The 13,514-nt window shown below is 43.4% G+C and carries 11 protein-coding genes; all 11 read right to left on the bottom strand.

The annotated features are described in order from the left end of the window. Positions 1 to 214: 214 nt before the first annotated feature. Complete coding sequence (locus tag MFP28_RS10135) at positions 215 to 1,411, bottom strand: phosphoglycerate kinase (RefSeq protein WP_002907352.1); 1,197 nt, start codon at positions 1,409 to 1,411, stop codon at positions 215 to 217. A 246-nt stretch (positions 1,412 to 1,657) separates the two neighbouring features. Further along, a complete protein-coding gene (locus tag MFP28_RS10140; protein ID WP_002907353.1) occupies positions 1,658 to 2,347 on the bottom strand; it encodes a VIT1/CCC1 transporter family protein in 690 nt (229 codons plus the stop codon). A gap of 178 nt (positions 2,348 to 2,525) precedes the next feature. Next, positions 2,526 to 5,027, bottom strand: a complete 2,502-nt coding sequence (gene leuS, locus MFP28_RS10145) for a leucine--tRNA ligase (protein WP_032916098.1) — start codon at positions 5,025 to 5,027, stop codon at positions 2,526 to 2,528. A gap of 165 nt (positions 5,028 to 5,192) precedes the next feature. Then, positions 5,193 to 6,287, bottom strand: coding sequence for a glycerol dehydrogenase (locus tag MFP28_RS10150; RefSeq protein WP_002907355.1), 1,095 nt, complete (start codon positions 6,285 to 6,287; stop codon positions 5,193 to 5,195). A gap of 45 nt (positions 6,288 to 6,332) precedes the next feature. After that, positions 6,333 to 7,001, bottom strand: coding sequence for a fructose-6-phosphate aldolase (locus MFP28_RS10155; protein ID WP_002907356.1), 669 nt, complete (start codon positions 6,999 to 7,001; stop codon positions 6,333 to 6,335). A gap of 14 nt (positions 7,002 to 7,015) precedes the next feature. Further along, positions 7,016 to 9,457 (bottom strand): glycyl radical protein, encoded by a 2,442-nt coding sequence (locus MFP28_RS10160; RefSeq protein WP_002907357.1) that lies wholly within the window; start codon positions 9,455 to 9,457, stop codon positions 7,016 to 7,018. Positions 9,458 to 9,625: 168 nt separating this feature from the next. After that, a complete protein-coding gene (locus MFP28_RS10165) occupies positions 9,626 to 10,927 on the bottom strand; it encodes a PTS sugar transporter subunit IIC (RefSeq protein ID WP_002907358.1) in 1,302 nt (433 codons plus the stop codon). A 17-nt stretch (positions 10,928 to 10,944) separates the two neighbouring features. Further along, positions 10,945 to 11,256, bottom strand: a complete 312-nt coding sequence (locus tag MFP28_RS10170) for a PTS sugar transporter subunit IIB (RefSeq protein ID WP_032916294.1) — start codon at positions 11,254 to 11,256, stop codon at positions 10,945 to 10,947. A 20-nt stretch (positions 11,257 to 11,276) separates the two neighbouring features. After that, positions 11,277 to 11,600, bottom strand: coding sequence for a PTS lactose/cellobiose transporter subunit IIA (locus MFP28_RS10175; RefSeq protein ID WP_002907360.1), 324 nt, complete (start codon positions 11,598 to 11,600; stop codon positions 11,277 to 11,279). Between the two features lie 333 nt (positions 11,601 to 11,933). Next, positions 11,934 to 12,425: a hypothetical protein gene (locus MFP28_RS10180; protein ID WP_002907361.1), complete on the bottom strand. Its 492-nt coding sequence runs from the start codon at positions 12,423 to 12,425 to the stop codon at positions 11,934 to 11,936. 102 nt (positions 12,426 to 12,527) lie between these two features. Beyond that, a complete protein-coding gene (locus MFP28_RS10185) occupies positions 12,528 to 13,499 on the bottom strand; it encodes a sugar-binding transcriptional regulator (protein WP_002907362.1) in 972 nt (323 codons plus the stop codon). Positions 13,500 to 13,514: the final 15 nt, after the last annotated feature.

Here is a 13,514-nt window from a genome sequence, read left to right on the forward strand (position 1 = left end):
TTTTCCCTCGTTTTGCAAGCATTTTTTGCTCCTTTTATTTACCTTAGAATAAATTTGGACATTTACCCATATATTGCCTATTTTTATCTTTTTTTGCTCTATCTTTCTTTAAATGAACAATAAGAATACAAGAAAAAGACCAGCTTTCACTAGTCTTTCCTTATTACAGTTTTGTACTTGTTATCTACAAAATCAAAGTTTCTAAGCTTACTGCTTATTTCTCAGTCAGTGCTGCAAGTCCTGGCAATACTTTACCTTCAAGGAGTTCCATTGATGCTCCACCACCAGTAGAAATCCATGAGAACTTGTCTGCACGGCCAAGGTTGATGGCTGCAGCAGCTGAGTCACCACCACCGATGATTGATTTCACACCTGGTTGTTTCACGATAGCGTCCATAACACCGATTGTACCAGCTTGGAAGTCTGGGTTTTCAAATACACCCATAGGGCCATTCCAGACAACAGTTTTCGCACCAGTCAACGCTTCATCAAATTTAGCGATAGATTTAGGACCGATATCCAAACCAAGGAAGCCTGGATCCACTGCTTCACCTTCAGTATCTTTCACTTCAGTGTAGTCCGCAAATGCGTTTGCTTCTTTAGAGTCAACTGGCAAGATCAATTTGCCGTTTGCTTTTTCAAGAAGAGCTTTCGCAACATCCAATTTATCTTCTTCTACAAGTGAGTTACCGATTTCGATACCTTGCGCTTTGTAGAATGTGTAAGTCATACCACCACCGATAAGAACTTTATCAGCTTTTTCAAGCAAGTTTTCGATAACACCAATCTTGTCAGATACTTTTGAACCACCAAGAATAGCTACGAATGGACGTTCTGGAGTTTCAACTGCTTCTTGGATGTAGGCAATTTCATTTTCAAGAAGGAAGCCAGCAACAGCTTTTTCAACGTTTGCAGAGATACCAACGTTTGATGCGTGTGCACGGTGAGCTGTACCAAATGCATCGTTTACGAAGATACCATCTCCAAGAGATGCCCAGTATTTACCAAGTTCAGGATCGTTTTTAGATTCTTTCTTGCCGTCAACATCTTCAAAACGAGTGTTTTCGACCAAAAGAACTTGCCCATCTTCAAGAGCATTGATAGCTGCTTCCAATTCAGCACCACGAGTGACACCTGGGAAAACAACGTCTTGATCCAATTTAGCAGCCAAGTCTGCAGCTACTGGTGCAAGTGATTTACCTTCTTTGTCTGCTTCTTCTTTTACACGTCCAAGGTGAGAGAAGAGAATTGCGCGACCGCCTTGCTCGATGATGTATTTAATAGTTGGAAGAGCAGCAGTGATACGGTTGTCATTCGTAATCACTCCGTCTTTCAATGGTACGTTAAAGTCTACACGAACGAGGACTTTTTTACCTTTCAAATCAACGTCTTTAACAGTAAGTTTTGCCATGTTACAAAAACTCCTTTTCATATTTTATACGCAACTATTATATCATATTTTCCAAAAGTTTTCTTGATATAAGGAAAATTTTCACAAAAAAGAAGTGCCACGCACTTCTTTCTCTCGAACTTTGGAATTAGAGAATAGAAAAAAGTGCGCTGAACTCATTCAGACAATAGTTAAAGCTGGATTTTTTCTCTAGATTTAACAATTCAAAAAGTCAGTAAAACTACTGACTTCAACTTTTTCTACTATCTAAATTGCAAAGACTTGCCCTACTGCATAGGTGACTGCCATGGTTAAAAGACCGATCACGAGGTTGCGAATCATAGCATTTTTGAGTGGTGCTTTACCCAATCTAGCGCTGGTATAGCCTGTTCCCAAGAGGGCTAAGGCCACGATTAGAACAGTTGCCCAGATACGGATAGTAGCTGGAAGCAGGATAATGGTAATCATAGGGAAAAGCGCACCAACAGCAAAGGCTAAAAAGCTTGATACGGCAGCATGCCAGGGATTAGTGAACTCCTCAATCTCGATTCCATATTTTTCCTGCACCAAAGCCTCCAACGGTTCTTGGAGAAAAGCCCGATTAGTCATGAGCTGGGCAGAAGTCTCACACTCGCCATTTTGAACATAGGCAGCATAGAGAGACTGCCTAGCGATATCCGGATTTTTCTCTAAAAGCTCCCGCTCTCTGGCAACAGCAGCTTCTTCTGTATCCTTTTGAGTAGAAACTGATACATACTCTCCGCCAGCCATAGAAAAGGCACCCGCAAAGACTGCTGCCAAACCAGACAGAAAGATAATCCAGATATCGTCCGTCGCACTAGCCACCCCAATAACCACACCTGCTATGGAAATAATACCATCATTGGCTCCTAAAACCCCAGCCCGCAATATATTCAGCCGACCGCTAAAGTTCGTATCAATTTTATGTTCTTCCACTATTTAAATTTTCTCTTTCTTTTTATTTATAATGATTATAAATAAAATCTAGAACTAATACAAGAGAAAATCGAAAAATGAGAAAAGTTCTACTATTTAAGAGAAGAGAGGCATTGAAAAAAGAGCCGTTTTAAACGACTCCTTTCTTTATAATCACTATAATGCTGTAGCAAACGTATTATTTCACCACGATATTAACCAGTTTATTTGGAACGCTAATCACTTTCACGACTTCTTTGCCGGCGATTTCAGACTTGATTTTCTCATCTGCCAGAGCGATTTCCTGCAGTTCCTCACGGCTCAGTTCCTTAGCTACGACTAGCTTAGCACGAACTTTACCCTTGATTTGGACGACGATTTCGACCTCTGCTTCGACAAGCTTGCTTTCGTCATAAGTTGGCCAGGCTACGTAGGAGATGCTCTCGTCTGTTTGAGCTAGTGACTGCCAGAGTTCTTCAGCCAAGTGCGGTGCAAAAGGCGCAAGCAATTGAATGAAACCTTTAGCATATTCGACATAGAGTTTTTCTTCCTTGTTGGCTGCATTGACAAAGATCATGAGTTGGGCAATAGCTGTGTTAAACTTGAGCTCCTCAATCTGCTCTGTGACAGACTTGACTGTTTCATGGTAGACCTTGTCAAGAGCACCATTGTTATCCGCAACGATTTCTTTACTTGTAATCAAACGGTAGACCCGATCTAGGAACTTGCGGCTGCCTTCCAGACCTTCCTCGCTCCAAGCGATAGACGCGTCCAACGGCCCCATGAACATTTCATAGACACGCAATGTATCGGCACCATATTGCTCCACTACATCATCTGGATTGACCACATTCCTCAGGGATTTAGACATCTTAGCAGGCGCCTGCTCCAGCTCTTCTCCTGTTTCGATGTTGAAGAAAGAACCATCGCGTTTTTCCACCTTATCTGTCGCGACAAGAGCACCGCGGCTGTCACGGTAGCTAGTCCCCAGAATCATCCCTTGGTTAAAGAGTTTTTGGAAAGGCTCTTTGGTTGGCACCACTCCGATATCATAGAGAAACTTGTGCCAGAAGCGAGCATAGAGGAGATGGAGCACGGCGTGCTCTGCACCACCGATATAAATGTCAACTGGCAGCCAAGCCTTGAGCAAGTCTTCGTCTGCTAATTTCTCATTGTTGTGCGGGTCAATGTAACGCAGATAATACCAGCTAGAACCAGCCCATTGGGGCATGGTGTTGGTTTCACGGCGTCCTCTGACACCATCTTCCCGAGTCACTTCCAGCCAGTCAGTCAGATTGGCCAGAGGGCTTTCACCGGTACCAGAAGGGCGGATATCCTTGGTTACAGGCAAGACAAGCGGCAATTCATTTTCAGGAACAGTCGTTGAAGTCCCATCTTCCCAATGAATGATTGGAATCGGCTCACCCCAGTAACGCTGACGGCTAAAGAGCCAGTCGCGCAGGCGATAGGTGACTTTTTCATTTCCGACTCCTTCCGCTTCCAGCCAAGCAATCATCTTATCAATAGCGGCAGCCTTGTCCAAGCCATCTAAGAAGCCAGAGTTAATATGCGGACCGTCTTCTGTGTAAGCAGCATCAGCAGCATTGCCACCCTCTAGAACCGGAATAATCTCTAAATCAAACTGCTTAGCAAAGTCCCAGTCGCGCTCATCGTGCGCAGGAACGGCCATGATAGCCCCTGTTCCGTAGCTTGCAAGCACATAGTCGGCAATCCAGATTGGGATTTCCTTGCCATTGACAGGATTGATAGCATAAGCTCCTGTCCAGACACCGGTCTTCTCCTTAGCCAAATCAGTCCGAGCCAGGTCGGATTTGAGGCTGGCTGCGTGTTTGTAGTCTGCTACTGCTTGGGCTTGTTCTGCACTTGTAATAGCATCAACGAGAGCATGCTCAGGAGCCAAAACAGCATAGGTCGCTCCAAAAAGGGTGTCCGGACGAGTTGTAAAGACGGTGAAGTCCTTATCTGTGTCCTTAATCTTGAAGGTTACATTAGCACCGGTTGACTTACCAATCCAGTTGCGCTGCATATCCTTGATAGACTCTGGCCAGTCCAGTTCCTCCAAGTCATTAAGCAAACGTTCTGCATAGGCTGTGATTTTCAGCATCCACTGACGCATGGGTTTTCGGACAACTGGATAACCACCACGCTCAGATGTTCCGTCTGGAAGAACTTCCTCATTGGCGATAGCCGTTCCCAGCTCTTCAACCCAGTTTACTGGCACTTCAGCTTCATAAGCCAGGCCTTTTTCGTAAAGCTTGGTGAAAATCCACTGGGTCCATTTGTAGTAGTTGGGGTCAGTTGTATTGATTTCTCGGTCCCAGTCATAGGAGAAGCCAAGAGCGTTGATTTGACGCTTAAAGTTGGCAATGTTTTCCGCTGTAAAGTCAGCTGGGTCATTGCCTGTATCCATGGCGTATTGCTCAGCCGGAAGACCAAAGGCGTCCCAGCCCATAGGGTGGAGGACATTGTAGCCTTGCGCGCGCTTGTAGCGGCTGAGGATATCTGTCGCCGTGTAGCCCTCCGGATGCCCTACATGGAGCCCTGCTCCTGATGGGTAAGGAAACATGTCCAGCGCATAAAAGTTAGGCTTGTCCTTGTCCGTACCTGTCTTAAATGTATGGTGCTCTGCCCAATATTTCTGCCACTTGGGCTCGATTTCTTTGTGATTATAATAAGCCATTCTTTTCTCCATTTTTTGTACTGTTTCTATTATACCATTTTCAAGGGATTTTGAAAGACGGAATTTCATGACTGCCAGACACATCAGACAAGGGAGCTCTCCACCAAAAAATAAGCCACGCTATCAACCCTGCGGTTGAAAGGTGGCTTGTTTTGTATTTTGCTTTTATTTATCCAAATCCTTGACATATTGGTCGACTGCTAGAATGGCACCTGCAATGTCAGAAGCTGAAATCTCAAATGGCATCTGATGGATGGTTTCACCCTCAATCGTCGCTTGTTGACCAACTTTGAGCAAATCTTCATAGCTAGCATTTTCTAAATGCATTTCTTTCAGAGTTGTCGGCATACCAATCTTTTGATAGAAGCGAATATATTTTTCCAATTCTTCTTTAGGTCTGTTTTCTAAGAAGAGCTGGGTCAAGGTCCCATAGGCAACTTTTTCGCCGTGGGTCAGGTGGTGAATATCGCCTGTGAGAGCTGTAAAGCCGTTGTGGATAGCATGGGCTGCCGCTAAACCGCCGCTCTCAAATCCGACGCCACTGAGAAGGGTATTGGCTTCAATGATATTTTCCAGAGCTGGGGTCACGACTTTCGCTTCACAGGCTGCGATAGCCTGCAGGCCATCTGCAAATAGTGTTTCTTCACACTTCTTCGCAATCGCTACACCAGCTAGGCTCTGTCTTTGTCCCAGCATGGTAGTGCCATTTTTTTGCTGGACAGCACGAGCTTCTACCCAAGTCGCTAAACCATCTGCAATCCCAGAAGCCAGAAGCCGTTTTGGCGCCCCAGCAATCACTTTCGTATCCACCAAGACAAGTTCAGGATTTTTACTATAGAAAATGTATTTTTCAAAGGCACCATCTTCTGTATAGATAACAGAAAGTGCTGAAGTTGGAGCATCTGTAGAGGCAATGGTTGGCGCAATGACCACAGGGCGTCCTAGTATGTCTGCAATCGCCTTCGCACTGTCAATCGTTTTCCCACCGCCTAGACCAATAACCAAGTCTGCTCCGTCTTTTTCAGCCAAAGCAACGACCCGATCAATTTCAGCGTCAGAAGCTTCTCCGTTAAAAGCGACATGCAGCACATGAAAGCCATAACGGGTAAGATAGTCATTGAACTTTTCCCCAACAATCTGGTAAACCATATCATCACAAAGCAAGACTGGATGGCTGCCTAACTGAAGAATCTGTTTTGCATTTTCAAACAGGGCATTTTCTCCCTGAATATAACGAGACGGGCTTGCAAAAATTCTCATAGAACACCTCTTTCTTTTTTATAGATAGAGCATTATATATGCCTTTCAAATGTATTCCTGATTGTGAATTGCTGACCAGTCAGCAGCAAAGTCATCTACTGCCTTAGCGATAGACGGCATGGCAAAGGCTGCTGCAAAGACATCAGGTCCTGCTGTAATGGCTTGGGCCCCATCAGCAAAAGCACGATTGATTTGGCCAACATTCTTAAAGGAAGCTGCCAATATTTTGCTAGCGGAATGTTCCCGCTCAATCGCCTGAGCCAGCTGGCTAATCACAGCATCTGAATCAATATTGAGATTTTCCATGCGGTTATAGTAAGGAGCAAGATAGTCAGCCCCCGCTTCAATAGCTAATAGCCCTTGAAAAGTTGTATAAATGGCTGTCGCTGTAATCTTGTAGCTTTCTGCTTTGAGAGTTTTGATAGCTGCCAGCCCAGCCGGTGTGACTGGAACTTTAATATAGACAGCATCGTCGCATTTTTTTCGAATTTCAGCAGCATCTTTCAAGATTCCCTCATAATCCTTGGCAACAACCTGCACATGGATAGATGGACCTTCTCCTATGATTTCCCGAACGGCGCGAATCCGTTCGAAGAAATCTATTTTTCCTTCTTTTTTTGCGATGGTCGGATTAGAAGTCACTCCCGCCAAGGGGAGGACTTCCGACCATTTTTTTATCTCCTCTAAATTTAAGGTATCAAGCATGAATTCCATAAATTGGACCTCTTTTACAATGTGTGCTCCGTACGCCCGATAATATCATCTTGTGTCGCCTTGGAAAGCACATTGAAGAAAGCAGAGTAGCCTGCAACGCGAACAATCAAATCGCGGTGTTTTTCAGGATGCTTCTGAGCATCAATCAAGGTTTCCCGAGAAACGACATTGTATTGGATATGATAGCCATGCAGACGGTTAAAGAATGTACGAAGCAAGGCAATAAGTTTCACTTTATCTTCTTCCTTAGACAGGGTCTGAGGATTCACTTTTTGATTGAGCAGAACGCCTCCTACGATTTCATCTGTCGGCAATTTGGAAACAGATTTCAATACAGAGGTCGGGCCGTTCTTGTCCATATTGTGGGATGGAGAGCAGCCTTCAGCGAGCGGTGTTCCAGCATTGCGGCCATCTGGTGTCGCCAAGGTACCGCGACCTTGACCAACATTGGCTGAAATAGAAGATGTTCCAGAGTAGCGGATACCGCCAATTGGACCACGGCCATAACGGGTATTTGGATATTTAGCGATTTCATCCACATAAATATCGTAAGCATCTGTCACTAGCTTATCTGCGTAATCATCATCATTACCATATTTTGGTGCATCATGAATCATCATCTCTTGAATTTCTTTACCACGCTCACCTGCATAGTCTGTTTCAAGTGCATGCCAGAGTTCAGCCGGAGTCAGCCTGCCTTCTTCAAAGACCAGCTTCTTGATGGCCGCCAATGAGTCTGATAGATTGGCAATACCGACTTGAAGGCCAGAAATATAGTCATAGACAGCTCCACCCTCTTTCAAATGCTTACCGCGTCCGATACAATCATCTGTTAAAGCTGAGCAGAGGATATCCGGCACTTCTCTTTCAAGAGACAGGTCGATAGAATTTTCCACGATGACACTCATGCGGGTCAAATGGCGCAAGGTCTTGTCCCAAGCCGTTTGCAGCTCAGCAAAGCTCTTCATATCTTTAAAATGACCGAAGCTTGGCGCAAAGCGCTTGCCAGATGCTGGATCAATCCCATCGTTCATAGTGATGAGGAGCACCTTAGGGAAGTTCATGTAGCTCATGCCTGTACAACGGTAGCCCCATTTACCAGGCACAGCAGTTTCCACACAGCCGATAGCACTATAGTCGTATGCATCTTCTTCTAAAACGCCTTTGGCGATAAAGGACGGAATGATGATTTCATCATTATTGAAGGCTGGCATACCGAAACCAAGCTTCATGACTTCGATACACTCATTCATAAAGCGAGCATCCAAGCCTGCATGATAACGAACGGTCAGATTCGGCTGAGGAAGATGAGTTTGAGCTACAGATTTCAACACAAGGTAGGAAAGTGGGTTGACTGCATCTCTCTTATCTCTCGTTTGGCCCCCGATTGTCACATTTTGATAAAGGGGACTGCCCGCAGATGAGAATGTATGGGCCTGACTGCGGACTTTATTAATGGTAATCGTCTTAATCCAGAGATTGGTTAAGCGTTCTACAATGCTAGCCTCTGTTTCACGTCCAGCTTCCAAATCTGCCTTGACATAAGGATACATGTACTGGTCAAAGCGGCCATAAGAGAGTGAATGTCCGTTGGACTCAATCTGAAGAATACACTGGATAAACCAAACAGACTGAACAGCTTCAGCAAAGGTTGATGCTGGCTCGTAAGGCACTTTAGAACAGATTCTAGCGATTTCTAAGAGCTCTTGACGGCGCTTAGGCTCTGCTTTTTCAGCCAGTTGTTTGGCTAAGGCTACAAAACGCTCCGCATAAGCTTTCACAGCATCTACTACGATGAAAATGGAATCATAGAAGTGGTGTTTATCAATACTAGCCGGATCGGTCAAATCCAAAGCTTCCTTAGCTGCGCGAGCTTTTTCTTCAAAACCTTTCAGTCCATAAGCCAAGAGTTTTTGATAGTTGACCGCCAAGTGGGCGTCCCCAGAGTTCATCTTTCCTTCCATACCAAAGAAGCCAGTTTCCATATAAACCTGAACTTCTTCTGGAAGTAGAGCCCCTGCTCGAGCACGGAGATTATTGTTTTCCCAGAAAGGAGCGATGCTGCGGAGCTGCTCTTTGGTTTCCTCTGTGATGTAGAAGACGTCTCCGTCCCGCTTCTCAAAAAGATCTAGTTCATTGAGTACAAACTCTAAAGTATACTCTGGAAAAATAGGTGCATCTTTATTAGATGAAGCCTGATTACCGACAATCATCGTTTCATCTTCGATATAGAGCGTCATATTTTCCAAAATCTCTTTGAGCATGTAAGCACGTTTCAACACATTTGGTTTTTCCTTATGCTTATCATAGGCCTTAGTAGCTAGGACAGCACGCTCTGCGTCAATATAGGGCTTTTTATTTAAAACATCTTCCCGATATTTATTCATCCGCTCTGTTAAGCTGCCAAAATAGTCTGTTTTTATTGTTGTTTTTTCTACTTCTTTTACTTGGATCATTTGGTCACGACCTTTCTTATGAAATTTAATTTATTTCTTTCGTAACTATTGTAACATGCAAAATTCTAGAATTCAATCATTTATAGGCGATTACTGAATTAAAGATTTTTTGCACATTTGTGCCATCTGAGCCAAGAAACTTTTGTGTTTTTATTCATCAAAGTCAGATTATTCTTCATTTTCCAATTCGTTATTATAGGCAATCTTATCCTGAAACTTCACAAATGGGAAATAGACAAAGGCGGACATAGCTAGGATGACAATTTGAATGACTGCCCCTTGCCAGCCAGCGACCATAAAGCCAGAAATGATAGCCGGTGTACTCCAAGGCAAAGTCACACCTGCGAATGGCTGCATAAAGCCAACCGCAATCGCCATGTAGACAATCAAAGCAGCCAGAACCGGAACCAAAACGAAGGGCAGGAACATGACTGGATTCATCACAATCGGAAAACCGAAGACAACTGGTTCATTGACATTGAAGATTGCCGGGAAAGCAGCAACTTTCCCCAGAGCCTTATACTGTTTGGACTTGGCAGCAAAGAGCATGGCCACGACCACTCCAAAAGTGATACCGGATCCCGATAAGATAAGAAAACTATCCAAGAACTGTTGGGTCACAATATGAGCGCCTTGACTGACAGACAGCTTATCTGCAGCAAGCAGAGCCTTATTAGCATCCAGATTTGATAACAGCAAGGCTGTTACGACACCATTGACAACGGACTGCCCATGAACGCCAAACCACCATAAGAAAGAAATGAAGAAAGCAATACCGATAGCTCCATACAGAGAGCCCGTCAGACCTTGCAAAGGCACCTGAATGACATCGTAAATCATCTCAATAAATGTACCACCACCAGTCGCTATCTTGGCAATAATGTAAACAAGCATCGACAGCAAGAAAATAACGAAAGCCGGAATCATGGCTTCAAACTGCTTGGCAATCGCTTGCGGAACCTGCTCTGGCATTTTGATGACAATATGCTTTTGAATGAAAATCGTATAGATACTGCCAACTGCCAGACCAATGAGAATGGCCCCAATGATTCCTTGTCCGCCAAACCAGACCTTGGCAATCGCATCTGCAATCGCCTCACCCTTTTCTGGTATGTAGGAGGATTTCAAAAGGATAAAGAAGGAAGAAAGAGACAGCACTCCTGCCGGCAGAGGCTCTACACCGCTGTTCTTGGCATAAGAATAACCAATTGAAAAACAAGAAATCAGCCCCATAATGGCAAAGGTCCCTGAATAAACCTGCATAAACGGTTCTGTCCAGTCAGCCCCAAACACACCAGCAATGGCTTGATTTAGACCTTCAAACGGTAATTGCCCTACAATCAAGAATAGACTTCCCACAACTGTAAGAGGCAAAATTGCCAACATACCATCTTTTAAGGCGATAATCCCGCGCATATTGACAAACTTCATAATCGGCGCAATGATTTTTTGAGTATCCACTTTAGACATGACGAAGCTCCTTGATTTTAATGTTTATCCAACAAACTCAAAGCGAGGTTTAGCACTTTTTTACCATCTAGCATACCGTAATCAGCCATCGGAATAACTGCAATCGGAGTATGGCAGCTGTCGCAAATAGCTGTAGATTTGTCTAGTGTATAGGCTACCTGCGGACCCAATAAAGCGACATCCAGATCCGCTGCATAATCAGCCAGCTTAGCCTGAGAGTAGGCTTCGATCTCAGCTTCCAGCCCTTTTTCAGCTGCAGCTATCTTCATATTGTTGACCAACATTCCTGTTGAAAAACCTGCCGCGCAAAACAAACCAATTTTAAGCATCTTTTCACCCTCCTTATGATTCATTTTTTCCCTTGTAATTCTCTTCTCAAGTCGATGATTTCCTTGATGAGATTAATCTCTGTAATGCTGGTCATCAAATGATCTTGAGAATGGACAAACAGCGCTGTAATCTCTGTTTTCGTTCCTCCAGCTTCCTGAGCTAGGAACTTGGTCTGCAAGTTATGGGCCTCTAACAGCGCCTTATCTGCAAGCTCAATCTGCTCATCGCATTCTGAAAACTTACCATCTTTAGCTAGTGATAAAGCTTGATAAATATGCTGCTTGGCATCACCGGCATCTAGGATAAGGCCCATGATAATTTGATCTGCTACAATCATTTCCATATGTTACAACCGCTCCTATCTTTATAATTAACAAAAACCTGTTCTTTTGTTTGAAAGTGATTTATTTTTGTTTGTAACTAGAATGTATCACCTTTATCTCAGTCCGTCAATATATTATAGAACAAATTAGCTTATTTAAATTTTTTCGCACATTTGTGCAAAAAATAAAAACTCCCCCATAAAGGACAATTCTGTACAGCTTTATGCAACTGCGAATCAAAGGCACTCTATTAGATAAGAACGATAAGCAGATTCGGCACAAAAAAAGAAGCAGCAGCTATTCGCTTCTTCTTCCTCATATTGTGTTATGTTAAGAAACCGGAACTTATTTTTTTATGCGGCTTTCTCAATTTCCTTTGCTATTTTACTTTTCCGCAATTTCCTCTGGAGGATATACTTCAATAAAACAACAGGATTCAGACTGTAGGATAATTGCAATTTAAAATAATTCATCCACTCGATGACAGCAAAAAACCAAATTGCAAAAGAGATTATGAATGTGGGAAATTCACTGTAATTTAACATAATTATCGGTGCTCCCACACCCAGTAAAATAAGGTCTAAGCTCTTTAGTATCCTGTAAATTTTGCCTGCATATATTTCAGCAAATCTTGGATTGGAAATCCTTTTTATCAAAATCCACCAGAAAACAGAGCCCTGTATCAGAATAAAACTCAGTACAAACAAGGAGAAAGAAATAGAAATCAAAGCTCCAGTAGTAAAAAACCATTTTTTTAGCAGGAAAAAATTTATCCAAAATACTAGCACAGCGACTAGCTCCCCTGTGGCTAAACTAGTCAATTTTTGTTTCATCGGCTTTTTCAAATCAACAATCCACCTCCATACATAGCCGCTAATCCACTATTAAAAAATAGGATTCCTGAATTTAGTTTTGGAAATCTTATTTCACCTGAGATTCTACTGCCATCAAGAAGTGAGGAAACTCCTATCTCCATCTAGTTCTAGCATTTTTAAAATCGTCGCTTCATCTGTGACCAAGTGATTGACATAGCCAGCTCGCAACACCGCTAAGATAGCAGCAGATTTTTGACTGCCATAAGCAAAGGCTAGACTAAGCGGCACCTTTTTCAAATTTTCCAAAGAGATGGCAATCGTTCGATTTTGCAAATGCTGGTAGACCATCTCCCCTTTTTTATTAAAGAAGCGACAGCAGATTTCTCCGACAGCATCCTGACTCTCTAGAGCAAGAAAATCCTCTGGGGTCAGCATGTCCAGCCATTGACGATTTCCCGTGTCAACCTGCCCGCCAATACCAACCACAGCCACATCCAGCTCCTGCCAGCTGCTTTTTAGATCTTCAAAGTATTTAGACGCCAATATTCCATTTGTCAGTTGCTCATTCTCCTGAATAATCGTGGAATTCATAAAACGGCAGTCCCCATGGTATTTTCCAGCCATGCTATAGATGAGGGTATTCACATGATAGCGAGCATGGATATGACTGGGACCACCTGCCAAAGGAAAGAAATGAACATTTGTCAAATGCTTGTTGCTGGAGTGCTCTACTAAAAGGCTCAAGCTCTTGCCCCAAGAAAATCCTACTTTATCATTGTCTTTAATCAGGCTGCGCAGCATACCTGCAGCAGCTTGAGCCAACCTCTCTTCCAGGTCTGCTGGAGATTCATCCACTAAATTACTGACAATTTCGATTCCCTTGAGCCCATATTTTTCTTTTACATAGTTTTCCAAATGGAACAAGCGGGTATCAAAGTCTTCAATCTCAATCTTTACAATGCCCTCTTTTTTAGCTTCTGCCAGCATTCGGCTAATGGTGGTGCGATAAATCCCTGTCTCAGCCGCAATGTCAGACTGGCTTCTTTCTTCGATATAGTAGAGATAAGCAATTTTTGCCAATAGTTTTTTTCTTTCATTTTTCATCTTATCTCCTTCTCT

It is taken from the genome of Streptococcus sanguinis (assembly GCF_050234405.1).
In the GTDB taxonomy this organism is placed as follows: domain Bacteria; phylum Bacillota; class Bacilli; order Lactobacillales; family Streptococcaceae; genus Streptococcus; species Streptococcus sanguinis_W.

Coding starts and splice junctions, on each gene's coding strand:
- MFP28_RS10135 (WP_002907352.1), bottom strand. CDS start 1,411: ATGGCAAAACTTACTGTTAAAGACGTTGATTTGAAAGGTAAAAAAGTC.
- leuS (WP_032916098.1), bottom strand. CDS start 5,027: ATGGCTTATTATAATCACAAAGAAATCGAGCCCAAGTGGCAGAAATAT.
- MFP28_RS10150 (WP_002907355.1), bottom strand. CDS start 6,287: ATGAGAATTTTTGCAAGCCCGTCTCGTTATATTCAGGGAGAAAATGCC.
- MFP28_RS10155 (WP_002907356.1), bottom strand. CDS start 7,001: ATGGAATTCATGCTTGATACCTTAAATTTAGAGGAGATAAAAAAATGG.
- MFP28_RS10160 (WP_002907357.1), bottom strand. CDS start 9,457: ATGATCCAAGTAAAAGAAGTAGAAAAAACAACAATAAAAACAGACTAT.
- MFP28_RS10165 (WP_002907358.1), bottom strand. CDS start 10,927: ATGTCTAAAGTGGATACTCAAAAAATCATTGCGCCGATTATGAAGTTT.
- MFP28_RS10170 (WP_032916294.1), bottom strand. CDS start 11,256: ATGCTTAAAATTGGTTTGTTTTGCGCGGCAGGTTTTTCAACAGGAATG.
- MFP28_RS10175 (WP_002907360.1), bottom strand. CDS start 11,600: ATGGAAATGATTGTAGCAGATCAAATTATCATGGGCCTTATCCTAGAT.
- MFP28_RS10185 (WP_002907362.1), bottom strand. CDS start 13,499: ATGAAAAATGAAAGAAAAAAACTATTGGCAAAAATTGCTTATCTCTAC.